At 66.4% G+C, this 23,776-nt stretch carries 18 protein-coding genes; 6 read left to right on the forward strand and 12 right to left on the reverse strand.

The genetic code is table 11. From position 1 onward, the window contains the following. The first annotated feature begins 237 nt into the window (after positions 1-237). The 3 genes from aceK to DNK34_RS25880 all read left to right on the forward strand — a co-directional run bounded on the left by aceK (position 238) and on the right by DNK34_RS25880 (position 4,658). Entirely contained in the window at positions 238-1,962 is a 1,725-nt protein-coding gene (aceK, locus tag DNK34_RS16050) for a bifunctional isocitrate dehydrogenase kinase/phosphatase (protein WP_131176358.1), read from the forward strand. 100 nt (positions 1,963-2,062) lie between these two features. Further along, positions 2,063-4,189 (forward strand): TonB-dependent receptor family protein, encoded by a 2,127-nt coding sequence (locus DNK34_RS16055; RefSeq protein ID WP_131199528.1) that lies wholly within the window; start codon positions 2,063-2,065, stop codon positions 4,187-4,189. Positions 4,190-4,532: 343 nt separating this feature from the next. Next, the gene (locus tag DNK34_RS25880; protein WP_278248863.1) at positions 4,533-4,658 is read left to right on the forward strand and encodes a PA1414 family protein; all 126 of its coding nucleotides are present in this window, start codon (positions 4,533-4,535) and stop codon (positions 4,656-4,658) included. A gap of 270 nt (positions 4,659-4,928) precedes the next feature. On the opposite strand, the gene DNK34_RS16060 is transcribed toward DNK34_RS25880, so the two are convergent. From DNK34_RS16060 to speB, 12 genes are all read right to left on the reverse strand, one after another. After that, the gene (locus DNK34_RS16060; RefSeq protein WP_207401576.1) at positions 4,929-6,341 is read right to left on the reverse strand and encodes an efflux transporter outer membrane subunit; all 1,413 of its coding nucleotides are present in this window, start codon (positions 6,339-6,341) and stop codon (positions 4,929-4,931) included. 4 nt (positions 6,342-6,345) lie between these two features. Then, positions 6,346-8,298, reverse strand: a complete 1,953-nt coding sequence (locus DNK34_RS16065) for a MacB family efflux pump subunit (RefSeq protein ID WP_131173628.1) — start codon at positions 8,296-8,298, stop codon at positions 6,346-6,348. Between the two features lies 1 nt (position 8,299). Further along, the gene (locus tag DNK34_RS16070; RefSeq protein ID WP_131173627.1) at positions 8,300-9,493 is read right to left on the reverse strand and encodes an efflux RND transporter periplasmic adaptor subunit; all 1,194 of its coding nucleotides are present in this window, start codon (positions 9,491-9,493) and stop codon (positions 8,300-8,302) included. Positions 9,494-9,645: 152 nt separating this feature from the next. After that, positions 9,646-11,241, reverse strand: coding sequence for a 5-guanidino-2-oxopentanoate decarboxylase (locus tag DNK34_RS16075; protein WP_131173626.1), 1,596 nt, complete (start codon positions 11,239-11,241; stop codon positions 9,646-9,648). A gap of 26 nt (positions 11,242-11,267) precedes the next feature. Further along, on the reverse strand, positions 11,268-12,008 hold the full coding sequence (locus DNK34_RS16080) for a class II aldolase/adducin family protein (protein WP_131173625.1): 741 nt from the start codon (positions 12,006-12,008) through the stop codon (positions 11,268-11,270). Continuing rightward, a complete protein-coding gene (locus DNK34_RS16085) occupies positions 12,005-12,697 on the reverse strand; it encodes a cysteine hydrolase family protein (RefSeq protein ID WP_131173624.1) in 693 nt (230 codons plus the stop codon). Before DNK34_RS16085 ends, DNK34_RS16080 begins: the two co-directional genes overlap by 4 nt. A gap of 91 nt (positions 12,698-12,788) precedes the next feature. Continuing rightward, positions 12,789-14,309: an amino acid ABC transporter permease/ATP-binding protein gene (locus DNK34_RS16090; protein ID WP_131173623.1), complete on the reverse strand. Its 1,521-nt coding sequence runs from the start codon at positions 14,307-14,309 to the stop codon at positions 12,789-12,791. 297 nt (positions 14,310-14,606) lie between these two features. Beyond that, positions 14,607-15,392, reverse strand: coding sequence for an ABC transporter substrate-binding protein (locus DNK34_RS16095; protein WP_131173622.1), 786 nt, complete (start codon positions 15,390-15,392; stop codon positions 14,607-14,609). A 32-nt stretch (positions 15,393-15,424) separates the two neighbouring features. After that, the gene (locus DNK34_RS16100) at positions 15,425-16,468 is read right to left on the reverse strand and encodes an isopenicillin N synthase family dioxygenase (protein WP_131173621.1); all 1,044 of its coding nucleotides are present in this window, start codon (positions 16,466-16,468) and stop codon (positions 15,425-15,427) included. After that, on the reverse strand, positions 16,465-17,325 hold the full coding sequence (locus DNK34_RS16105; RefSeq protein ID WP_131173620.1) for a sugar phosphate isomerase/epimerase family protein: 861 nt from the start codon (positions 17,323-17,325) through the stop codon (positions 16,465-16,467). Before DNK34_RS16105 ends, DNK34_RS16100 begins: the two co-directional genes overlap by 4 nt. A 53-nt stretch (positions 17,326-17,378) precedes the next feature. Then, positions 17,379-18,881 (reverse strand): purine-cytosine permease family protein, encoded by a 1,503-nt coding sequence (locus DNK34_RS16110; RefSeq protein ID WP_131173619.1) that lies wholly within the window; start codon positions 18,879-18,881, stop codon positions 17,379-17,381. Between the two features lie 225 nt (positions 18,882-19,106). Beyond that, positions 19,107-20,066, reverse strand: a complete 960-nt coding sequence (gene speB, locus DNK34_RS16115; RefSeq protein WP_131173618.1) for an agmatinase — start codon at positions 20,064-20,066, stop codon at positions 19,107-19,109. A gap of 146 nt (positions 20,067-20,212) precedes the next feature. On the opposite strand from speB, the gene DNK34_RS16120 reads away from it, so the two are divergent. The 3 genes from DNK34_RS16120 to DNK34_RS16130 all read left to right on the forward strand — a co-directional run bounded on the left by DNK34_RS16120 (position 20,213) and on the right by DNK34_RS16130 (position 23,432). Further along, positions 20,213-21,106, forward strand: coding sequence for a LysR family transcriptional regulator (locus tag DNK34_RS16120; RefSeq protein ID WP_131173617.1), 894 nt, complete (start codon positions 20,213-20,215; stop codon positions 21,104-21,106). A 124-nt stretch (positions 21,107-21,230) separates the two neighbouring features. Then, entirely contained in the window at positions 21,231-22,796 is a 1,566-nt protein-coding gene (locus DNK34_RS16125; protein WP_131173616.1) for a methyl-accepting chemotaxis protein, read from the forward strand. Between the two features lie 42 nt (positions 22,797-22,838). Then, the gene (locus tag DNK34_RS16130) at positions 22,839-23,432 is read left to right on the forward strand and encodes a tRNA-uridine aminocarboxypropyltransferase (RefSeq protein ID WP_131173615.1); all 594 of its coding nucleotides are present in this window, start codon (positions 22,839-22,841) and stop codon (positions 23,430-23,432) included. Positions 23,433-23,776 lie beyond the last annotated feature (344 nt).

Below are 23,776 nucleotides of genomic sequence, written 5' to 3' on the forward strand. Positions count from 1 at the left end.
ATGCTGATCGGATCAGGTTTTTGCAGGAGCAGGAGGCACCGCAGCAGAGCGGCAAACCGCCGTCCGTGTAGGCGCGATGCCGATGGTGGCCAGCGCACGCAGCGTGTCACGGCCAGCGATCGCCGCGGGGTCGCGGCTCCCACAGGGCCGGGGCAGACCGCCATTTTGCGGGCCGCATGCTTAACTGACTGGCATTAGGCTCTGCACCCGTTTTCCACCATGCCCGAGGTTCGTCCCATGGCGCAGCAATGGCCAGCCAGCGACATCGCCCGCAGGATCCTCGAGGGCTTCGACGACTACTGCGAGCATTTCCGGCTGATCACCGATGGCGCGCGGCGGCGCTTCGAACAGGCGCTCTGGCAACAGGCGCAGCAGGCGTCGGCGGCGCGCATCGCCCTGTACGAGGAGAAGGTCGGCGAGACCGTCGGGGCGCTCGCCGGGCAGTGCGGCGGGCCATTGCTTGACGCCAACCACTGGCCCCGGGTCAAGCGTGCCTATATCGGCCTGATCGATCCACGCAGCGACGACGAGCTGGCCGAAACCTGGTTCAACTCGATCTTCTGCCGCCTGTTCAGCCACGACAAGATCAGTGACGACTGCATGTTCATCCACACCACGCGGCCGGCTCCGGGCAGCCGTCAGCGGACGGTGCCGACGCGCCTGTACCCGTTCGCCGGCGAGCTGGCGGACATGCTCGCGCGCATCGTCGAGGATTACCGCTTCGACGTACCCTTCGGCGACCTCGCGCGCGATCTGCGGCGTCTCGAAGGCCAGTTGCGTGCCAGCCTGCCGGACTGGGTGTGCAAGGACCCGCGACTGTGCATCGAACTGTTTTCCTCGGTGCTCTACCGCAACAAGGGCGCCTACCTGATCGGCCGCCTCTATACGCAGGACGAGCAATGGCCCCTGGCGATCCCGCTGCTGCACCCCGAGGGGCAGGGGCTGCAGTTCGACGCGGCGATCGTCGACGAGGCGGAAGTCTCGATCATCTTCTCCTTCACCCGTTCGTACTTCATGGTCGAGGTGGCCACGCCGGCGCAGTTCGTGGCTTTTCTGCAAGGCATCCTGCCGGGCAAGCACGTCGCCGAGCTGTACACCGCCATCGGCTTCCACAAGCACGGCAAGTCGGAGTTCTACCGCGCCCTGATCGGCCACCTGGCCAGCAGCGACGATCGCTTCATCATGGCGCCCGGGGTGCGCGGCATGGTCATGAGCGTCTTCACCCTGCCGGGTTTCAATACCGTGTTCAAGGTCATCAAGGATCGCTTCTCACCGACGAAGAACGTCGACCGCAACACCGTGATCGACAGGTACCGCCTGGTGAAGAACGTCGATCGGGTGGGGCGTATGGCCGATACCCAGGAGTTCGCCGATTTCCGTTTTCCCGTCGCCAGGTTCGAGCCCGACTGCCTGAGCGAATTGCTGGAGGTGGCGCCCTCCACCGTGGTGCTGCAGGGCGACACGGTGCTGGTGCGGCACTGCTGGATCGAACGGCGCATGACCCCCCTCAACCTGTACCTGGAGAACGCCAGCGCCGCGCAGCTACGCGAAGCGCTGGACGACTACGGCCTGGCCATCAAGCAACTGGCGGCGGCGAACATCTTCCCCGGCGACATGCTGCTGAAGAATTTCGGGGTGACCCGCCATGGCCGGGTGGTGTTCTACGACTACGACGAAATCAGCCTGCTCACCGAGATCAATTTTCGCCGCATTCCGCCGCCGCGTTATCCCGAGGATGAAATGGCCTCCGAGCCCTGGTACTCGGTGGCGCCGCTGGATGTGTTTCCCGAGGAGTTCCCGCCGTTCCTGTTCGCCGATGGGCAACAACGGCGGCTGTTCGCCGAACTGCACGGCGAGCTGTACGACGCCGACTACTGGAAGGGCCTGCAGGAGGCGATCCGGGCGGGCAAGGTGATCGACGTGTTTCCCTACCGGCGTCAGTTGGAACGCCAGCGCCAGTGAGCCATCGATATACGACAGGGAGGAAAGGGGCCGCGGCGCTCCAGGACAACCTCCGACCCACGTTCGCCACGTATTGAATTGAAGAAAAAGGACTGATCCCATGACCCGTCACACCCCTTCGAGCCTGCCGGCGCTGTCGCCGTTGTACCGGGCCATCGCGCTCTGCGGTTGCGCCATGGCCGGCGCCGCTCATGCCGCGGATGGCGCCAACCGGGTGCTGCTCGAGCCGAGTGTGGTGTCCGGCTCGCGCAGCGCCAGCCAGAGCTTCGACCTGCCGTTCTCGGTGGACGGCATCGACCGCGAGCAGATCAGCGATGGGCAGTTGGGCATCAATGCCTCGGAAGTGCTGACCCGGGTGCCGGGCCTGGTGGTGCAGAACCGCCAGAACTACGCCCAGGACCTGCAGATATCCTCCCGTGGTTTTGGCGCGCGCTCGGCCTTCGGCGTGCGGGGCCTGAAACTGATCGCCGACGGCATCCCGGCCAGTACCCCGGATGGCCAGGGCCAGGCCGCCACCTTCAACCTCGACACCGCCGAGCGCATCGAAGTGCTGCGCGGTCCGGCGTCCACCTTGTACGGCAGCAACGCCGGCGGGGTGATCCAGCTGTTTTCCCGCGACGGCGAAGGCCGCCCGCGGATCGGCGCCGAGACCCTGTTCGGCAGCGATGGCCTGACCCGCAACCACCTCAGCGCCGAAGGCGAGGCCGAGGGTATCGGCTTCGTGCTCGACGCCTCGCGCATGGATACCGACGGTTACCGTGACCACAGCGCGGCGCGCCGTGACCAGACCTTCGCCAAGCTCAATTTCAGACCCGACGAAGACAGCAAGCTGGCGCTGATCTACAGCAGCCTGGAGCAGAACGGCACCCAGGACCCGCTGGGACAGGCCTGGCAGGCCTACAGGGACGATCCGCGTTCGGTGACCGCCAATGCGCTGAACTACAACACCCGCAAGAGCATCGACCACCAGCAGTTGGGCGCCAATTACGAGCGCTACTTCGGCGATGCGACCCTGCAGGTGACCGCCTATGCGGGCAAGCGCAGCGTGATCCAGTACCTGGCGATACCGCCAGCGGCGCAGGCCAATGCCAACCACAGCGGCGGGGTCGTGGACTTCGACCGCGAGTTCCACGGCGGCAGCCTGCGCTGGCTGCAACCAGTCGATGGGGTGCCGGGGGATCTGCGTCTGGTGGTCGGCCTGGATTACGACCTGAGCCGCGATGACCGTCGTGGCTACGAGAACTTCGTGGGCTCGCAGTTGGGCGTGAAGGGCAATCTGCGGCGTGATGAGGTGGACACCGTCACCAGCCTCGATCCCTACGCCCAGGCCACCTGGACACTGGGCGACTGGACCTTGCAGGGCGGCTTGCGCTACAGCACGGTGAAGGTCGACGTCGACGACAAGTACATCGTCGGGGCCAATGGCGACGACAGCGGCACCCGGCGTTACGAAAAGGCCACGCCATCCGTCAGCCTGGGGTATGCCTTCAGCCCCGACCTGAACGGCTATATCAGCGTGGGCAAAGGCTTCGAAACGCCAAGCCAGGCCGAGCTGGCCTACTCGCAGGGCAACACGGGCTTCAACTATGGCCTGGAACCCTCGGAAAGCACCCAGTACGAGATCGGCCTGAAGGCGCGCCTGGGCGAAGGGACGCGCGTCAACGCCGCGGTTTTCCAGATCAACACCGACGATGAGATCGTCGTGCTGGAAAATATCGGCGGCCGCACCAGCTACCAGAACGCCGGCAAGACCCTGCGCCGCGGCTTCGAACTGGGGGTGGAAAGCCAGTTCAGCGAGCGATGGTCGGCAGCCCTGGCCTACACCTACCTGGCGGCGACCTATGATTCGAGCTTCGTCGCCGGCACCAGCACCATCGACAAAGGCAACGACCTGCCCGGCGTGCCGCGCACCACCCTGTTCGGCGAACTGGCCTGGAAGCCGGTCGATGGCATCAGCACCGCGCTGGAAGGCCTGTATCGCAGCCAGGTATATGTCGAAGACAGCAATACCGAGCAGGCCGCGCCGAGCTACGCCGTGTTCAACTGGCGCACCCGCTTCGAGCAACGCCTGGGTTCCTGGACGACCCACCAGACCCTGCGCCTGGACAACCTGTTCGACCGTCAGTACGTGGGCTCGGTGATCGTCGGTGACGGCAACAACCGCTATTACGAAGCCGCCCCGGGCCGTTCTTGGTATGCCGGCGCGGGCGTCGAGTATCAGTTCTGAGCTGCCTGGGGGCGCAGCGAAATCGTCGGTTACAAAGTGGCGTTCGTACCGTTCGAAGCGGCCTGAGCGAACGGCCCGCTGGGGGGCTTCCTCGGCAGCCTGACGTCGCCGGTGGGGCTGAAAGGGCCGGGGTACAGGGGGGCGCTGGCTGTAGCGCTGCGGTCTCGCACTGTGTGGCGGGTGGCGGACGCTGTCAGCCAGATCCTTTGGCAGCTTGCCTGAGGCGACGACCGGTATCGCCGGAGCGGCGTTACCGGCATTTACTTCTCCATCTGCGGCGAGGATTCGGCTACTCTCAGTACAGAGCGGCCATGTAAGCCGCCCGTAGTTCGAGGATTATCTTATGAAAGCCTGGTTCGAAGCACTTGTCGCGAAGCTCGATGCCGTACTGGTTCCGCCCATGCAGCCGGTTCCCATTCGCAGCGAAGAACAACGTCGCCGCGCCGAAGAGCAGCGCCGTCGCCGCTGAGTCGCGCCAGCCGCTACTGTCGTGTCAACCCTGAAGCGTCGGACTCCCGTGGAGACCGTCCCTGGCCCGCAAGAGCCCGTTCGGAATCAGGGTTCGCCTGTAGGAGCGTCGACCCCGGCGCGATGCGGTGGCGGCCATGCTGCTAAAATTGCGCTATGGCCACGATTCGCCGCGGGGGCGCGGCTCCCACACGAATGTGGCAATGCTGCACGCTTATTGCTGAATCCCGTGTCGATACCGTGCGACCGACATTTGATCTGTGTCGCGACACTACTGGCCTGACAGGGTCAGCGGCGCCTCGCCGGTATCGCCACCCAGTGCCTGATACAGCGTCACGGCATTGAGCAACTGATTGAGGCGATTTTCCGACAGGGTGATCTGCGCCGTGCGCCGGTTGTCCTGCGCGGTCAGCCAGGACTGCAGTTCCACCGCGCCTGACTCATAACGGATCCGATAGATGCGCTCCGCCTCCGTCGCCGCTTCCAGCGCGCGGCTGCGCATGCCTTCCTGCTGCGCGTAGTGCAGCCTTCCCGCCAGCCCGTTCTCCACATCCACCAGGGCCTGATACAGGCTCTGGCGGAAGTCCGTGACCGCCAGCTCGTAATCGGTCCGGGACACGGCGACATTCAGTTTCATCTGGTTCCACTGCAGGAACGGCAAGACCAGGCCGGCGCCCAGTGCGCCCACCGGATTGCTCAGCAGGTTGCCCAGGGCATCGCTGGAGTAGCCCAGGGTGCCGGTCAGGCTGAGATCGGGGTAGTAGCTGGCGCGGGTCGCATCGACGTTTTTCAGGGTGCTGCGCAGGCGCAGTTCGGCGGCCCGCAGGTCCGGTCGCTGGGCCAGCAGGCCGGCAGGCAGGTCGGCCCGCACCTGGGGCAGCGTCGTACCGGCGAGGCTCTGGGGTTCGACCAGGGTCAGCGGCGCCGCGCCATCGAACAGCACCGCCAGGGCATTGCGCTGTTCGACGCGCTGCTGGCGCAGGTCGACCTCGCTGGCCTGCTGCGTCTCCAGGCTCTGCCGGGCTTCGGCCAGTTCCAGGGCCGAGGCCTGGCCGGCATCGTATTGCACCTGAACCAGGGCCAGGGTCTGCCGCGCATAGTCGATGCTCGCCGCACTGGCGGCGATCCGCTCGTTGAGATAGCCGATCTGCCAGTACAGGCTGGCCACGGTGCCGGCCAGCGACAGGCGCGTGGCCACGTAATCCTGTTCGCTGGCCAGCGCCTCCAGCTCGGCGGCATCGGTGGCGCTGCCCAGGCGGTTCCACAGGTCGGCTTGCCAACTGACCGAGCCGGTCAGCGAATAGCTGTGCGCGGTGCTGCCTTCGCCGCGCAGGGCGCGGGTGCGGTCGGCATTGAAGCTGCTGCTCAATTGCGGCAACTGGTCGTCGCGGCTCAGCCCGGCCAGCAACTGGGCACGGCGTACGTTGAGCAGTGCCGTGCCGATGTCGTTGTTGCGGGCCAGGGCCTCGTCGATCAGCCGGTCGAGCTCGGCATCGCCGAAGGCTTTCCACCAGGGCTGGCCGTCGAGCGCCTGCCGGCCGCCCGCCTGCTGCCAGTTGGCCGGGATGTCCAGCGCCGGGCGCTCGTAGGGCGTGGACAGCAGCGAGCCGCAGCCGCCCAGGGCCAGGGCGAGTACCAGGGTCGAGAGTTGCAGGGCGCGCCCTGTGGTGCTGTGCAGGGTCATGGTTCTACTCGCGAGACAGGGCGTCGACCGGGTCGAGGCGGGCGGCATTGCGGGCCGGCAGGAAACCGAACACCAGGCCGATGAGGGTGGAACAGAGGAAGGCGGCGACGATCGACAGGCCGGAGAACACCAGGGTGAAGTCGCTGCTCAGGCGACTGAACACGGCGCCGAAGCTCAGCGCCGACAGCACGCCCAGGGCGCCGCCGATCAGGCAGACCAGTACCGCCTCGATCAGGAACTGCCGCATGATGTCGCTCTGCCGGGCGCCGACCGCCATGCGTACGCCGATCTCGCGGGTACGCTCGGTCACCGACACCAGCATGATGTTCATCACCCCGATCCCGCCGACCACCAGGGAAATCAGGGCGATGGTCGAGATCAGCAGGGTCATGGTCTGGCTGGTCTTCTCGATGGTCTGGCGGATGGTGTCGGTGTTCATCACGAAGAAGTCCTGCACGCCATGGCGACGCGTCAGCAGGCGGATGATGCCCTGCTCGGCGGCGTCGCTGGACACCCCGTCGTCGACCCTGACGGTGATGCTTTCCAGGTACGACTGGCCGAGCATGCGGTTCATCACCGAGGTGTAGGGCAGGTAGACGCGCAGCGAATCGCTGCCGCCGAAGTTGCTCTGAATGGGGTCGAGCACACCGATGATGCGGCAGGGCACGTTGCCCAGCAGGATGATCTTGCCCAGGGCCCGCTCGCCGGCGAACAGCTTCTTGTAGGTGTTGTCGTCGATCACCACGCTCTGCGCCGAGTTGCGCACGGCCTTGGCATCGAAGGCCTGGCCCTGGGCGAAGGTGTAGCCCTTGGCGCGGAAGAACTGTTCGCCGACACCGCTCATGGACACCGTCAGGGCCTGGTCGCGGTAGCGCAGGGTGCCGGAGTTGGAGACCGAGGGGGTGACGCTGTCGACGAAGGACTGGCCGGCCAGGGCGTCGGCGTCGGCCGGAACCAGGGTCTGGATGCGCGACGAGCGGCGATCGCCGAAACCGCTGCCGGGGAACACGTCCACGGTATTGGTGCCGATGGCGCTGATATTGGCCAGGATCTGCTGCTGCGAGCCCTGGCCCAGGGCGACCACCGAGACCACCGAGGCGATGCCGATGATGATGCCGAGCATGGTCAGGAAGGTGCGCAGCTTGTGCGCCAGCATCGCCAGCAGGGCCATGCGCAAGGCTTCGGCGAACTGACCGAAACCGCGGAGCCAGCTACTGCCGGCCGCTGGCGGGGTGCCGCCGGCGAAGGCGGGAGGGCGCTCGCCGACAGGCTGCAGGCGACGGTCGGCGATGATCTGGCCGTCGCTGATCTCGATCAGGCGGTCGGCGGTCTGGGCCACGTTCATGTCGTGGGTGACGATGATCACCGTGTGCCCCTGAGCGTGCAGCTCGCGCAGCAGCTTGAGCATTTCCTGGCCGCTGTGGCTGTCCAGGGCGCCGGTGGGCTCGTCGGCGAGGATCACCTGGCCGCCGTTGATCAGCGCGCGGGCGATGGACACCCGCTGCTGCTGGCCGCCGGACAGCTGCCCGGGGCGATGGCCCAGGCGCTGGCCCAGGCCCAGGCGTTCGAGCAGGGCGATGCTGCGGCTGCGCCGGCTGGCGGCGTCCTCGCCGGCATACACGGCGGGAATCTCGACGTTGCCCACGGCGTCCAGGTCCGGCAGCAACTGGTAGCGCTGGAAGATGAAGCCGAAATGCTCGCGGCGCAGTGCGGCCAGCTCATCGGCGTCCAGGTGCGCGGTTTCCCGGCCGGCGACCCGGTAGGTGCCGGCGCTGGGCCGATCCAGGCAGCCGAGGATGTTCATCAGGGTGGACTTGCCGGAGCCCGACGCGCCGATGATGGCGACCATTTCGCCCTGTTCGATGCTCAGGTCGACGTCCCTGAGCACGGCGATGGTCTGCTCGCCGGCGGGGAATTCGCGGCGCAGGCCGCGCAACTCGAGAAGCGCAGTGCTCATCTCAGAACCCCATCCGCGGGCCACGACGCATCTGCGTGCTGGAGCCGGCGGCGGCATCGCCGAGCACGATCCGCTCACCCACCTGCAGGCCTTCGAGGACTTCGGCCTTGACCGAGTCCTCGACGCCGGTGCGAATGGCGCGGGACTCGACCTTGCCGTCGGCACCCAGCACCTGCACCCGGTAGCGCCCATCGCGGCTGACGGTGCCCAGCGCCGACAGCGGAATGCTCGGCACCTGTCTGGCCTGGGCCAGGACGATGTTCACCTGGGCGGTCATGGCGATACGCAGCTTGCCGTCTTCATTGGGTGTGTCGAAGGCGCCGATGTAGTACACGGCGGTATCGGTCGAGGTGCTCGACGAGCTGCTGGAACTGCTGTCGCTGTCGTTGATCGAGTCCGGCGCCGGTTCGATCATGCGCAGGCTGGCGTTGTAGCGCTTGTCGGGCTCGCCGAGGATGGTGAAGTACACCGGCATGCCCGGCGCGACCTTGACCACGTCGGCTTCGGAGATTTCCGCCTTGACCGTCATCTGCTCCAGTTGCGCCAGCTTGACGATGGTCGGTGCCGACTGCGCCGAGTTGACGGTCTGGCCTTCCTTGACCACCACGCCGACCACGGTGCCATCGATGGGCGCGGTGATCTGGGTGTAGCCCAGATCCACTTCGGCGGTGGAAACCTGGATCTGCGCCTGCTGGATCTGCGCCTCGAGGGCCGCTACCTGAGCCTTGGCGCTGTTCAGTTCGGCCTCGGCGACCTCGAAGTTCTCCCGCGAGCTGGCGTTCTGCGCGAACATGCTCTGCTGGCGCTTGAAGGCCAGTTGCGCCTGCTTGAGGCTGGCCTGCTGCGCCGCCAGCTGGGCCTTGACGTTGGCCAGGGCGGCCTTGGCGTTGGCCAGGTTGTTCTGCTGGGTCATGGAATCGATCTCGGCGATCAGGTCGCCTTTCTTGACCTGGTCGCCGAAGTCCACGTTGAGGGTCTTGATCTGCCCGGAGACCTGGGCGCCGACGCTGACCTGCTTGAAGGCTTCCAGGGTGCCGGTGGCGACCACGCTCTGTTCGATGTCGGCGTTCTGCACCTCGGCGGTGAGCAGGCCGGACTGGTCGGCGGGAGTGAAGAACAGCGCCTTGAGGGCATAGGCGCCCAGCGCGAGGACGACGACGGCGGGGATCAGGTAACGCAGCTTGGCTTTTCGCATGGGGGTCGGCACGGCATCGGATTCGGATGCAGGCCACTATAGAGAGGGCGCCGTCGGCGTAGGGTAAGACCCGGGTAAGGTTCTGTCAGGAAAGGGTAAAGTTCGTCCTCGCGCTGATTGGCGGCGCGCGCCATGGGCGTCGCGCCGGTGCTTCAGGGGGCGAAGGGCGGGGCCTCGTGGATGTCGATCAGCAGCGGACGATCCTCGGGCGCCTCCTGCAGCAGGTGCCCCAGATGCTCGAGGCTTTCGGCGCGTTGTGCCTGGCAGCCGAAGCCACGGGCGATGGCGACGAAATCCGGGGTGAAGATGTCGACCCCGAGCGGGGTGATGTCGCGCTCGAGCATATAGCGCTTGATCTCGCCATAACCCTGGTTGTTCCACAGCAGAATCACGATGCCCAGCCGTGCCTCCACCGCGCTGGCCAGCTCCGCCAGGCTGAACTGCAGGCCGCCGTCGCCGACCAGGCAGATCACCGGGCGTGACGGTTCGGCCAGCTTGGCGCCGATGGCCGCCGGCAGGGCGTAGCCCAGGGTGCCGTAGCCGGTGGAGGAATTGAACCAGCGCCTCGGCGCCGGCAGGTCCACCAGGTGGTTGCCGCTGTAGACGGTCTGGGTCGAGTCGCCGACGAAGCGTGCCTCGGGCAGTACCTGCAGCACCCGTTCGAACAAGGCCCGGTAGTGACCCCAGTCGGCGAAACCTTCGGCCAGACGGCGGCGGGCGGTGGCGGCGCGCTGGCTGCCGCTGGCGGGCGCGGTGCGCGCCGGCAGGGCGTCGAGCAGGGCGCTGATGGCCAGGCGTGCATCGCTGTGGATCGCCAGGTACGGGCGCTGATTGCGCTGCAACTGCTCGGCGTCGATGTCGATCCGGATCAGTTGGCCGCCGATGTGGAAGCCGCCATCGAACACCACGTCGTAGTCGGTTTCGCCGAGCTCGGTGCCGATCGCCAGCACCACGTCGGCCTGCGCCGCCAGCTCGCGCACCGGCGGCAGTGACTGGTTGCTGCCCAGCAGCAGCGGATGCCCGGCCGGCAGCAGGCCCTTGGCGTTGATGGTCAGGGCCGTGGGGGCGTCGAGGGCTTCGGCCAGGGCGCGGGCCTCGTCGGCGGCCTCGACGCAGCCGCCACCGAGCAGCAGCAGGGGCGCGCGGGCGCCGTGCAGGAGGGCGGCGGCCTGGCGGATCTGCTCGCCCGGCGGCGTCGGCCGGGCCACCACGGGCCTGGCCTGCAGGCGCAGGTGATCGGCCGGCGCGGTGATGATATCCAGCGGCAGCTCGATATGCACCGGTCGCGGGCGGGCGCCCTCGAACACGGCGAAGGCGCGCGCCAGCACCTCGTGCAACTGCTCGACGTCCAGCAGCGTATGGCTGAAGGCACTGACCCCGGCGACCATGGCGCGCTGGTCCGGCAGCTCGTGCAGGTAGCCGTTGCCGCTGCCCAGGCGCGCGCGTTGGTTGACGCTGGAAATCACCAGCATCGGGATCGAGTCGGCATAGGCCTGGCCCATGGCGGTGAGGATGTTGGTCATCCCCGGGCCGGTGATGATGAAGCACACGCCGGGCTTGCCGGTGACCCGCGCATAGCCGTCGGCCATGAAGCCGGCGCCCTGTTCATGGCGCGGGGTGACATGGCGGATGCCGCTGCCCGGCAGGCCGCGATAGAGCTCGACGGTGTGCACGCCGGGGATGCCGAACACGGTGTCGACGCCCCAGGCCTGGAGCTGTTGGACGAGGAATTCGCCGCAGGTGGTCATGGTCGGGAGTCCTGGAATGAGTGGAGTCAGTCGCGGTAGCCGGGATCGAGCCGATCCAGCTTGCGCAGCCATGCCTGCCAGAGCAGTTGGCGTTGCCAGTGGGTACCGGCGAACTGCCCATGGGCGTGCTGGCTGAGGGCGGCGGGGATCTCGCTGTAGGCCAGCTGCGAACTGCTGGCGCTCAACTGGATCTCGCAGGCGCGGTTGAGGTAGTACATCACGTAGAACGCGTCGGCGATGCTCGGGCCGACGCTGAGCAGGCCGTGGTGGCGCAGGATCAGCGCGTCGTGGCCGCCGAGGGAGGCCTGGATGCGCTGGCGTTCGTCGAGATCCAGGGCGATGCCTTCGTAGGGGTGATAGCCGACTGCCTGGTGGAACTCGGTGCTGATCTGGTTGAGTTGCAGCAGCCCGGCATCCTGGGCCGCGACCGCCATGCCCGCCAGGGTATGGGTGTGGATCACGCAGTGGGCATCTTCCCGGGCCATGTGCACCGCGCTGTGGATGGTGAAGCCGGCGACGTTGTAGTCGGCCTCGCCCTCGACCACCGCCCCGTGCATGTCGACCACGATCAGGTCGCTGGCGCGGATCTCTTCGAACAGCAGGCCGAACGGGTTGATCAAAAAGCGCGGCGCGGCGCCGGGCAGGCGCACCGAGAAATGGGTGTACAGGGTGTCGTCCCAGCCGAACAGGGCGGCCAGGCGGTAGGCCGCCGCCAGGTCGCGACGCAGGGTGGCCGTATCCGCCGGGGCAGTCGCGTTGTGGTTCATGCCGACCCCCGGGAAGCGAGGTTGCCGGAGACCGGCGCGAGGCGAGCCAGGCCTTCGAGCACGGCGTGCGAATCGGCCAGGACGCCAAACACGCCGAACTCGACCGTGACCATGTGCAGGGCCGCCTCATGGGCATAGGCATCGCCGCTGGCGCAGGCATCGGCGATCGTCAGGCACTGGAAGTTCCGGTCGCAGGCTTCGCGCAGTGTGGTATGCACGCAGACATCGGTGGTGCATCCGCTCAGCAGCAGGTGGGTGATTCCCTGTGCCCGCAGGATGTGTTCGAAGTCCGTGTGGGTGAAGGCGCTGTTGCAGGTCTTGTCCACGATGATGTCCTCGTCTCTCACCTCCAGCTCCGGGACGAGCTGGAAGCCGGGGTTGGAGCGCAGCAGCGCCCCTTGCAGGCCGCGCTCGCGGCGCCGCCATTTCTCGTAGGGCGTCATGTCGGCCAGATCGGCACGGTATCCCTGCCGGGTATGGATGATCCGTATGCCTGCCGCGCGGCATCCGTCGATGAGCCTGGAGAGCACCGGGAGGATCGCTCTCAGGCGCGACGGGTCGTAGCCCTGCCGCGCGAAGTAGCCATCGTGGGCAAGGAAGTCGCGTTGCATGTCGATCACGACCAGGGCGGTCGCGCTCGGTTCCAGGCGACCATCGAAGGGGAAGTCGAAAGGCTGGGCTGCTATCACGGTCGGTCACTCCTGTCGGGTGTCAGCGTTGATGGACGATGAGTGCGTTTTCGTGCAGCGTTCCGGCTACCGCATGGGCGAGGGCGGTGTGTCATGGCGCCTCCGCTTCGTCTGCCAGGCCGATGAAGCGGCGCACGCGCGGATCGCCTTCGCTGCGGATGGCCGCCGGCGAGGCATCGGCCACCACATGGCCGTTCTCCATGAAGACGATACGGTCGGAGATGGACAGGGCGAAGTCCATCTCGTGGGTGACGATCAGCATGGTCATGCCCTCCTGGGCCAGGTCGCGAATGACGTTGAGCACGTCGCCGACCAGTTCCGGGTCGAGGGCCGAGGTCGGTTCGTCGAACAGCATGATGTCCGGCTCCATGGCCAGGGCGCGGGCGATGGCCACGCGCTGCTGCTGGCCGCCGGACAGCTGGTGCGGGTACTTGTCGGCATGGGCCAGCAGGCCGACCCGGTCGAGCAGGGCATGGCCCTTGCGGCGCAGGGTGGCGTGATCGTCCAGGCCGTGGTAGCGCGGCGCCAGGATGACGTTGTCGAGGATGGTGCGGTGGGGAAACAGGTTGAAGTTCTGGAACACCATGCCGATGCGCCGGATACCCTGGCGGATCGCCGGCGAGTCCGGGCGTTTTCCGGCGCCGATGAAGTCGTTGCCGAACAACACGATCTCGCCCTGGTCGATGCTTTCCAGGTTGTTGATGGTGCGGATCAGCGAGGTCTTGCCGGAGCCGGACGGGCCGATGATGGAGATGACCTCGCCGGGTCTGACCTTGAGGTCGATGCCCTTGAGCACTTCGTGGTTGCCGTAACGCTTGTGGATGCCGCGCAGCAGCAGGGCATCGGGTTGTCCCCGGCTCGGTTCCCGGTTGTGGGTGCGCGCCAGCGCGGGTTGGCGCAAGGCGGCGCTTTGCGCGTCATCGAGGGTCTGCGCGGTCTTGCGCGACAGATCCAGGTGGCGTTCGGCCCACTGCAGCAGCCAGCCGAACAGGGTGACGATCAGCACGTAGTACACCGCCACCGCGGCCAGGGTTTCCAGCACCAGGAAGTTCTGGGCGTACAGACGCTGGCCGACCAGCAGCAGTTCGCTGAGGGAGATCACCGAGACCAGCGAGGTGAGCTTGACGATGGTCACGTACTCGTTGGTCAGCGTCGGCAGGGCGATGCGGATGGCCTGGGGAATGACCACCAGACGCTGCGCGCCGATGCCTCGGATGCCCAGGGCCTTGGCCGCTTCGCGCTGGCCCTTGAGTACCGAGAGCAGGCCGCCGCGGTGGATCTCGGCCATATAGGCGGTTTCCGTCAGCACCAGGGCGATCAGGCCGGAATAGAAGGGCTGCGAAAGGATCGGCCCGAGGGATGGGAGCAACTGCGGCAGGTTGTAGACGAAGATCAGCAGGACCAGCAGCGGAATGCTGCGGAACAGCCAGATGTACAGGCCCGCGGGAACGCGCAGCCAGGCGTGCGCGGAGAGTTTGGCGCTGGCCAGGAGGAAGCCCAGGGCCAGGCCGATGGTCCAGGACAGGGTGCTCAGCTCGATCACGGTCAGGCAGGCCTTCCAGAACGAGGACACGGAGAACAGCGAGAAGAAATAGGCCCAGTCGAATGCCATGGAGGAACCTCGATACAGCGGTGGGTGACGATTCACGTACAGCGGCAAGCACTCGCTCGTCTGGTGGGAGCGGCGGCCGCCGCTAGTGCACATCACAGATCAAATGTCGTATCCGAGCGAACGGGCTGAGTGGTTGCTCGAAGGCGATAGCGGACGTTGAGCTGCAAGCCACAAGCTTCAAGCTAGAAGCGAGGCAGCCTGTAGGATGGGTGAAACCCATCAATTGCCGATGGGTTGCACCCATCCTACGGCCGTCCGCTTCCGCCTTATGGCCGCCATTTCAGCGGCCATGGCCGCTCACGCCGGTTCCAGGTTGTACTTCTTCAGCAGTTCGCCGTACTCGCTGCTCTTCTTGTAGGTTTCCAGCGCGCCGCGCAGCGCTTCGAGCAGCTCTGCGTTGCCCTTTTTCACGTAGATGCCCAGGGTCTGCGGGTCCAAGGCTTCCTGGGAACTGATGAGGATGCGCCCACGGGCCTTGTCGACGATCATCTGCGCGGCGGCGGAGATTTCCAGGTGCGCCTGGATGTTGCCGGACAGCAGCGCCTGGGATGCTTCGGCGTTGGTGGGGAATTCACTGATGGTGATCGGTTGGGTGCAGTGCTCGGCGGAGACGTTGTTGAGCTGGTTGATCCAGTTGGTGCCCTGTTGCAGGCCGACTTTCATGCCGCACAGATCCTCCAGCCGTTGCGGCTTGGCCGTGCTGTCGCTGCGCACCATGATCGAGGTACCGACCTGGGCATAGGGGATGGCCTCGGCCTGCTTGGTGCGTTCGTCGGTGATGTACATGCCGGAGATGATGGTGTCGTAGCGGTTGGCATTGAGGCCGAGGATCAGGTTGGGAAAGCGGGTGTCGACGAACTCCACCTGCAGATCGCCCAGCGCCTTGGCCAGCGCCATCGACACATCGGGATCGAAGCCCACCACCTTGTCGCCGTCGTAGGACTCGAACGGCGGGTAGGAGATTTCCATGCCGACCTTGAGGGTGCCGGCGCTGGCGGTCGGCGCCGCCTGGGCGATGCCGCTGCTGAGCAGGGCCGAGCCGAGCAGGGCGGTGGCGAGGCGGATAAGCGTTTTCTTGTGCATGGTCGTCGCTCCAGAGGGAAAGGAAAGGCAGGTCACAGGTTCTGGTTCTTCAGGTGCCCGAAGCTCGAAGGCTTTCTGGCGCGTTCGGGCAGGGCGATCTGCCCGTTCTCGACGCGCTGGCGCAGGTATTGGTAAGTCTGCAAGGCCTGGGCCCACATGTGCTCGCCGATGGCGATGGGCTCATAGTCCTGTTCGCCGGTAGCGGCGCCCGCAGCGAACTGCGGCAGCGGCTCGATCCGGGTGTGGTAGTCGCAGGCGTAGAACAGCGGGAAGGAATAGCGCTCCTCGCGAACCTTGCGCACGCGGTGGGCGGTGGCGACGAAGGCGCCGGCGGTCATGACTTCGAGCATGTCGCCGATGTTCACCACGAAGGCGTCGTCCAGGGGCGGCGCGTCGATCCATTCGCCGCGCTCGTTCATCACTTCCAGGCCCGGTTTGTCGGCCTTGAGGATGGTGAAGCACTCGTAGTCGGTGTGGGCGCCGATGCCCGGTGCGTCCTGGGCTTCGCCGTCGTAGGGGTAGTGGATCAGGCGCAGTTTCGAGGGCGGGAAGCGGGCCATCTCGTCGAAGTAGTCTTCCGCCAGGCCGAGGGCCAGGGCGAAGCCGCGAAACAGCTGGCGGCCGAGGGCGAAGGCCGCCTGGTAGTAGGCCTGCGTCGCCTCCCGGAAGCCGGGCAGGGTCGGCCAGCGGTTGGGCCCCAGCAGCGGGGTGCCGGCGAGCACCAGCGGATGGTCGGCGGGCACTTCGAAGCCGATGTCGAAGGCTTCCTTGTGATCCGGCTTGCCCGTGCCATACACCTCTTCGCCTTCCGGGACGAAGCCTTTGTGACTCTCCGATGCACCGATATAGTGCTGCATCTTGGTCGCCAGTGGCTGGGCGAAGTAGGCCTCGGCGGCGCGATGCAGGCCGTCGATCAGCCCGGGGTCGATGCCATGGCCGGTGATGTAGAGGAAGCCGACATTGCGCGCGGCATCGCCGAGGGCGTCGGCCACGGCCTGGCGATCTTCCAGGCGCTCGCTGAACAGGCCGTGGATGTCGACGACGGGAATCCGGGTGAAGGAGGGGCGTTCGCTCATGGCTGGTCGCTCGTCTGTTGGTCGATGAAGGTACGGAAGTGCTGGTGTTCGGTCTGGCCCATCCAGGCGTTCAGGCGCCACAGGTCGGCGACCGGTACGTCGGTGAACGGCAGGTGGTGCAGGTAGCCGTCGGGGCCGAATTCCGGGGTCAGGGTGGTGCCCGTGTAGCCGCGGGCCTGCTGGGAGCGCCAGATCGCTTCCCAGTGGCGCTGGTGGAAAGCCAGCGCGGCGGCGTATTCCGGGGCGGCCGGGTGCGGCACCTGGGGCCCCTGGTCGTAGCCGACCCGGGCCTGGATGTGGTGCACCCGCTCGACGAAGGCGCCGAGGTCGTCGGCCGGGTCGTCCAGCAGGCGTTCACAGGTCACCACCCAGTGGCTGATGTCGCTGGTGAAGCGCAGGTCCGGCAACTGTTCGATCAGTTGCAGGGTCAGCCAGGGATTGAACAGCGAACGGGCGCGATGGGTCTCGAAGCTGCAGGTCAGCCCCGAACGGGCGGCGATGTCCAGGGCTCCGCCGAAGAAGTCCACCTGCTGCGCCAGCGGCCAGCGGTCGTTGCCGGCCAGTACGTTGACGAAACGCGGCTGCAGTTCGGCGGCCAGCGCCAGCTTGTCGGCGAAGTCGGTCAGGTGCTCGGCCGGCGTCGCCGACTGCAGCGGCAAGACCGGTGTCGAGGTGAACAGGATGGCGATGTAGGGCACGTTCTCGCGGCGCAGGAAGGCGGCGAATTCGGCGCGCTGCCCGGCATCCTCGGGGATGCGCGCCTCGAGGCCGTCGAAGCCGGCTGCCCGGGCTTCGTCCAGGGCCTGCTGCCAACTGCCGCGATAGCCCCACAGGGTACGGAAGATTTCCAGTTTCATGGCGATGCCTCATGGCGCTGCGCCTCGCAGGACGCCGCGCCGATCATGGGTTATCAGACGATGGCGCTGGGCGCGGCCGTGTTGCTCCCGGCCTTGCGGCCCAGCATCGGATGGGCGCCCCTGGGCCCGTAGACCGACGCCGGTTCCGGGAAGCTGCGCAACAGCGTCAGGTACAGCAGCGCCGCCAGGCCCAGGGTGATCGGCAGGCTGATGTCGATGCCGCCGGCCAGTTCGCCCAGCGGGCCGACGAACTGCCCCGGCAGGTTGACGAAGCACAGGCCGATGGCCGCGCTGGGAATCCAGGCGCCCAGGCCGCGCCAGTTCCAGCCATGCTGGAACCAGTAGTGGCCGCCGCGCTGGCCGCGGGTGAATACCTGCAGGTCATCGGCATGGTAGAAGCCGCGGCGGGCGATCAGGCCGAGGATCATGATCACCATCCACGGGCTGGTGCAGGTGATGATCAGCACGGCGAAGGTGGACACGCTCTGCACCAGGTTGAAGGCGAAGCGGCCGATGAAGATGAAGGCGATGGCGGCGACGCCGATCAGCAGGGTGGCGCCGGCGCGGCTGAGCAGGCGCGGGAACATGCTCGACATGTCCAGGCCGGTGCCGTACAGCGCGGTGGTGCCGGTGGACATGCCGCCGATCACGGCGATCAGGCACACCGGCAGGAAGAACCAGGTGGGCGAGATGGCCAGCAGGCCGCCGACGTAGTTGTTGGCCTCGATGTACTGCGGCGCCTGGCTGGCCACCAGGGTCGCGGTGCACAGGCCGAACAGGAACGGGATCAGGGTGCCGGCCTGGGCGGCGAGTACCGCCAGCATGATGCGCGCCTTGGAGGTCTGCCGGGGGATGTAGCGCGACCAGTCGCCGAGAAAGGCGCCGAACGATACCGGGTTGCTCATGGCCAGGATCGCCGCGCCGATGAAGGCCGCCCAGAAGCCCGGTTGCTCGAGGCTGACGCTGCCGGCGAAGTCGGCGTCGAAGGTGCCGGCGAAGGCGAAGATGCCGAGCAGGAACAGCAGGCTGGAGGCCCATACCGCGATCTTGTTGACCCACAGCATGAAGCGGAAGCCGTAGATGCACACCACCAGTACCAGCACGGCGAACAGGCCATAGGCCAGGCCCAGGGTGAGGTTGTCCTCGGGCAGGCCGACCAGGCGCTTGGCGCCGCCGACCAGGGCGTCTCCGGAACTCCAGACCGACAGCGAGAAGAAGGCCACCGCGGTGAGCAGCGACAGGAACGAGCCGATGATGCGCCCGTGGATGCCGAAGTGGGCGCCGGACGACACCGCGTTGTTGGTGCCGTTGAGGGCGCCGAACAGGCCCATGGGGGCGAGGATCAGGGCGCCCAGCGCCACACCGAGGACGATCGACCAGACCCCGGCCTGGAAGGACAGGCCGAACAGCACCGGGAAGCTGCCGAGCACGGCGGTGGCGAAGGTATTGGCGCCACCGAAGATCAGGCGGAACAGATCGGTCGGGGTGGCGTCGCGCTGATGGTCGGGTATCTGTTCGACACCAAAGGTTTCGATACGCGTCTTCGGGTGAGTCATGGTGGAGCTCCAGCGCTGTTGTTATAAGGCCGGCGTAGGCACGCTGACCCCTTTATGGCCGCCCGGGAGACCCTGGGCGGTGAGTGCGTTGGCAGTGTCGGCAAGGCCGTAAGGCACCCGCATACGGGGTGCGGCGGCGGGCTTTGGCTGGCCCGCTCGTAGCTGTTGTATCGACCGGCTTCAGGGTACTGTCGGTGCCAGGTGGATCGCCAGTTCGTGCGTCGCTTATCGACGCGCCACGCCGGGCAGTACGCAGAGCATTTCATAGAGCAGGTTGGCGCCCAGCAGCGCGGTGTTGCCGCTGGTGTCGTAAGGTGGCGAGACCTCGACCAGGTCGCAGCCGACCAAGTCCAGGCCCTGACAGCCGCGAATGATTTCCAGCGCCTGGATGGTGGTCAGGCCGCCGACTTCCGGGGTGCCGGTACCGGGCGCCCAGGCCGGATCGATGCCGTCGATGTCGAAGGACAGGTACACCGGGCCGCCGCCGACCTGTTCGCGCACTTCGTCCATCAGTGTCACCAGGGACTTGTGCCAGCACTCCTCGGCCTGCACCACGCGAAAGCCCTGCTTGCGGCTCCAGTTGAAGTCCTCGGCGGTGTAGCCCTGGGCGCGCAGACCGATCTGCACCACGCGCTCGCTGTCCAGCAGGCCTTCTTCGTGGGCGCGGCGGAAGGTGGTGCCGTGGGCGATCTTCTCGCCGAACATGTGGTCGTTGACGTCGGCGTGGGCATCGACGTGCACCAGGCCGACCTTGCCGTGCTTCTTCTTCATGGCCCGCAGGATCGGCAGGGTCAGGGTGTGGTCGCCGCCCAGGGTCAGGGGAACGATGCCGCGCTCGAGGATGCCGTCGTAGGTCTCTTCGATGATGCGTACCGCGTCGAGCAGGTTGAAGGTGTTGATCGCCACGTCACCGATGTCGGCGACGTTGAGGGAGTCGAAGGGCGCCGCACCGGTGGCCATGTTGTAGGGACGGATCATCACCGACTCGGCGCGGATCTGCCGGGGGCCGAAGCGCGTACCCGAGCGCAGCGAGGTGCCGATGTCCAGCGGGATGCCGATGAAGGCGGCGTCCAGGTCGCGCTGCTGCTGCGCATCCTCGATGTGCGGCAGGCGCAGCATGGTGGCGATACCGCCAAAACGCGGCATCACGTTACCGCCCAGTGGCTGGTGCAGGTTCTTGTCCATGGAGCCTCCTTGGTTAGCGTTGGCCCCGATTCTTGAGCAGGCCCGGGCGAAGAAGAATCGCTGGGCGAAAAAAATCAGTTCAGATATTTCTAAACTAATCCGCCACGGCGTAGAGTGTGGGCCGTCGAACCTGCCGCGGAGGCACGATGAGCCAGGCGTTACCCGATCTGAAGCTGCTGCGTATCTTCGTCAGCGTGGTGCATCACCAGGGCTTCGCCGCCGCCCAGCGTGACCTCAATCTGTCGACCTCGGCGATCAGCACCTACATGAGCCAGCTGGAAAGCCAGCTCGGTATGAGCCTTTGCCACCGGGGGCGGGGCGGTTTCGGCCTGACCGGCAAGGGCGAGCTGTTCTACCAGGAAACCCTGCGCGTGCTCGGCGAGCTGGAGGACTTCCAGCGCTATGCGGCGGCGCTCAAGGGCGAGCTGCGCGGCAACCTGAACCTGGGCGTGCTGGATTCCACGGTCAGCGATGCGTCGCTGCCATTGGCCGAGGTGATCGGCGTCTACAGCCAGGAGCACCCGGGCATGCACCTGAACCTCTCGGTGCTGAGCCCCTACGAACTGCAGCTGGCGGTGCTGGACAACCGCCTGGATCTGGCCATCGGCGCCTTCTTCACGCGCATGAACGGCCTGATCTACCAGCCGCTGTATCGCGAGCAGCACTGGCTTTACTGCAGTGAGCGTCATCCGCTGTTCGGCGAGCGACGCATCCCCGGGGAAGTCATCACCCAGCAACGCATGGTCGGCCGCGGCTACTGGAGCCAGGCCGAGCTGGCCCGGCATGGTTTCAAGCACAGCGCGGCGACCGTGGAATCGATGGAAGCGCAACTGATCCTGGTGCTCTCCGGCGCCTATGTCGGCTACCTGCCGGAACACTACGCGCAGCCCTGGGTCGACCAGGGCAAATTGCGCGTACTGCTGCCCGCCACTTTCGGTTATCAGGCACCGTTTTCCCTGATCCTGCGCCGTGGCCGTTCCAGGGAACCCTTGATCCTGACCTTCCGCGACCTGCTCAAGGCGCAACTGAATTCATCCTGATCCTGCTCTCGCACATTTATCCGTTTGAAACCAATCGCCTACCGCCACTGACTCGGCAGCATCGCTGTGCTAGATATATGGGTGTGGCAGGGATGAACCCTCACGAATCTGAAGGATTGCAGTCATGCGTCAGAACTCTCCGGTCACCCAGCGGGAAAGAACCTTTCCACAGCATGAGCGGCTGATATCCACGACCGACCTCACCAGCAAGATCACCTATTGCAACGACGCCTTCATCGCCATCAGCGGTTTCACCCGCGAGGAGCTGATCGGCCAGCCACACAACCTGGTACGCCACCCCGATATGCCACCGGCGGTGTTCGCCCATATGTGGGAAACCATCAAACAGGGCAAACCCTGGATGGGCATCGTCAAGAACCGGGCGAAGAACGGCGATTACTACTGGGTCAGCGCCTATGTCACGCCGATCTATCAGCATGGCCAGGTGTCCGGCTACGAGTCGGTGCGTTCGCTGCCCAGCGAAGCGCAGAAACACCGGGCCGAGGCGCTCTATGCCCGCTTGCGCGCCGGCAAGTCGCCGGTGCCCAAGCTCGAATACTGGACCTATGACCTGCTGCGTTCCTGGCCGGTGATCCTCGCCGGCCTGGCGATTCTCGCCGCGCACACGCTGATCGGCGGGCCCTGGCTGGCCGTGTTCATCGTCGTCGTGATGTTCGTCCTGGGCTCCTATCAGCTGTACAGCAAGCGCAATCTGATCCGCAAGACCCTGGCCGAACACCCCAAGGCCTTCACCAGCAGCCTGGTGGCGCTGACCTACAGCGAGAACCGCGGCGCCCAGGCGTTGCTGGACATGGCCATGATCAGCGAGGAGGCACGCCTGCAGACCGCGCTCACGCGCCTCGAGGACGCCGGGGTCAACGTCAAGAAACAGGCGGCGCAGGCCGCCGGCTTTTCCCGCTCCGGTGCCGAGATGCTCGACCAGCAGCGCAGCGAGACCGACCAGTCGGCCACGGCCATCAACCAGATGGCGGCGACCATCCAGGAAGTGTCGAACAACGTGCAGAGCACCAGCCATGCCGCCGAAGAGGCCGACCGCCTGGCCCGGGACGGTCGCCGCCTGGCCGGCGACAGCCTGGAGTCCATGCAGCACATGGCCAAGGCCGTGGCGGACATCGGCCAGGCGGTGAACGACCTGGCCGACTCCACCCAGTCCATCGGCAGCGTTGCCGATGTCATCACCTCGATTGCCGAACAGACCAACCTGCTGGCGCTCAACGCAGCCATCGAAGCCGCACGTGCCGGCGAACAGGGCCGCGGTTTCGCCGTGGTCGCCGACGAGGTGCGTTCACTGGCCTTGCGCACCCGCGACTCGACGCAGCAGATCCACCAGATCATCGCTTCGTTGCGCGCCGGGGCAGAGCGGGCCGTGGTAACGGCCGGACGCGGCGAGGAGATTTCCCGCGAGAGCGTGCAGAGTGTCGAGGCGGTGCGTATCGCCCTGGACGGCATCAGCGAATCGGTCAGCCGCATCACCGGCATGAGCCAGCAGATGGCCGCGGCTGCCGAACAGCAGAGCCAGGTCGCCGAAGACATCAGCCAGCAGATCACCCGCATCGCCCAGCTTTCCGACCACAGCGCCGGGCAGGCGCAACAGGGGGCGGTCATCGGCAAGGAACTGGAGGCCATGGCCGATTACCTGCACAGCCTGGCCGAACGCTTCAATCGCTGACCGCGTGCCGCCAGTGGCCGCCAGAACTCCAGGAAAAGCTCCATGCCGCGCGTTCGCTGTTCACGCTGTCACCGCCCCGACAATCACTGCCTGTGCGCACTGATTCCCGATCTGCCCAGCAGCACCCGGATCCTGCTGCTGCAGCACCCGAGCGAGGTCGGCCATGCCCTGAACACGGCCGGCCTGGCCGCGCTGGGCCTGCGCAACGCGCAACTGCAGGTGGGGGAAGTGTTCGACGAGTTGCCGCAGTGGCTGGCGCAGCCGGGCTACCGGCCCTGCCTGCTGTTCCCGGGGGAACGGGCGCAGCCGCTGCAGGAGCTGGACGGCGATGCGCGGCCGTTGCTGCTGGTGGTGCCGGACGGCACCTGGCGCAAGGCGCGCAAGCTGCTGCACCTCAATCCTGCCCTTGCAGCGTTGCCGAGGGTGACCCTGGCGGATGCGCGGCCCTCGCGTTACCGCTTGCGCAAGGCGCCGATGGCCGGGGCGCTGTCGACGCTGGAGGCGATAGTCGCGGCGCTGGAGATACTCGAGGCGCCGCGTCGCTACGAGGCGCTGCTGAAGCCCTTCGATGCGCTGATCGAAGGACAGATCGCCGCCATGGGCGAGGACACCTTCAGGCGCAACCACCAGCGTTGATGCCGGGGGCAGGGCATACGGCCGATAGGAGCGCTAAAGGCTGGAAGCTGAACGACAAGCAAACCCCATGGGCTCTTTCGTCCAGCTTTCCAGCCTCAAGCGTTTTGGCTCGAAGGCCAGTTTCGCTTTGCAGTTCGGGTGGACGACGCTTCACCTGCGCGGCCCGACCCGTCCACCGCTCTACAATCGCAATGGTGGATGAAAAGAGCGTCATCCACCCTACGGCCTACGAGGTGCTGATCGAAGGGCAGATCGCCGCGATGGGCGAGGACACCTTCAGGCGCAATCACCAGCGTTGATGCCGGGGGCAGGGCATACGGCCGATAGGAGCGCTAAAGGCTGGA

Source organism: Phytopseudomonas dryadis, assembly GCF_004327355.1.
GTDB classification, from domain to species: Bacteria; Pseudomonadota; Gammaproteobacteria; order Pseudomonadales; family Pseudomonadaceae; genus Aquipseudomonas; species Aquipseudomonas dryadis.

Coding starts and splice junctions, on each gene's coding strand:
- aceK (WP_131176358.1), top strand. CDS start 238: ATGGCGCAGCAATGGCCAGCCAGCGACATCGCCCGCAGGATCCTCGAG.
- DNK34_RS16055 (WP_131199528.1), top strand. CDS start 2,063: ATGACCCGTCACACCCCTTCGAGCCTGCCGGCGCTGTCGCCGTTGTAC.
- DNK34_RS25880 (WP_278248863.1), top strand. CDS start 4,533: ATGAAAGCCTGGTTCGAAGCACTTGTCGCGAAGCTCGATGCCGTACTG.
- DNK34_RS16060 (WP_207401576.1), bottom strand. CDS start 6,341: ATGACCCTGCACAGCACCACAGGGCGCGCCCTGCAACTCTCGACCCTG.
- DNK34_RS16065 (WP_131173628.1), bottom strand. CDS start 8,298: ATGAGCACTGCGCTTCTCGAGTTGCGCGGCCTGCGCCGCGAATTCCCC.
- DNK34_RS16070 (WP_131173627.1), bottom strand. CDS start 9,493: ATGCGAAAAGCCAAGCTGCGTTACCTGATCCCCGCCGTCGTCGTCCTC.
- DNK34_RS16075 (WP_131173626.1), bottom strand. CDS start 11,241: ATGACCACCTGCGGCGAATTCCTCGTCCAACAGCTCCAGGCCTGGGGC.
- DNK34_RS16080 (WP_131173625.1), bottom strand. CDS start 12,008: ATGAACCACAACGCGACTGCCCCGGCGGATACGGCCACCCTGCGTCGC.
- DNK34_RS16090 (WP_131173623.1), bottom strand. CDS start 14,309: ATGGCATTCGACTGGGCCTATTTCTTCTCGCTGTTCTCCGTGTCCTCG.
- DNK34_RS16095 (WP_131173622.1), bottom strand. CDS start 15,392: ATGCACAAGAAAACGCTTATCCGCCTCGCCACCGCCCTGCTCGGCTCG.
- DNK34_RS16100 (WP_131173621.1), bottom strand. CDS start 16,468: ATGAGCGAACGCCCCTCCTTCACCCGGATTCCCGTCGTCGACATCCAC.
- DNK34_RS16105 (WP_131173620.1), bottom strand. CDS start 17,325: ATGAAACTGGAAATCTTCCGTACCCTGTGGGGCTATCGCGGCAGTTGG.
- DNK34_RS16110 (WP_131173619.1), bottom strand. CDS start 18,881: ATGACTCACCCGAAGACGCGTATCGAAACCTTTGGTGTCGAACAGATA.
- speB (WP_131173618.1), bottom strand. CDS start 20,066: ATGGACAAGAACCTGCACCAGCCACTGGGCGGTAACGTGATGCCGCGT.
- DNK34_RS16120 (WP_131173617.1), top strand. CDS start 20,213: ATGAGCCAGGCGTTACCCGATCTGAAGCTGCTGCGTATCTTCGTCAGC.
- DNK34_RS16125 (WP_131173616.1), top strand. CDS start 21,231: ATGCGTCAGAACTCTCCGGTCACCCAGCGGGAAAGAACCTTTCCACAG.
- DNK34_RS16130 (WP_131173615.1), top strand. CDS start 22,839: ATGCCGCGCGTTCGCTGTTCACGCTGTCACCGCCCCGACAATCACTGC.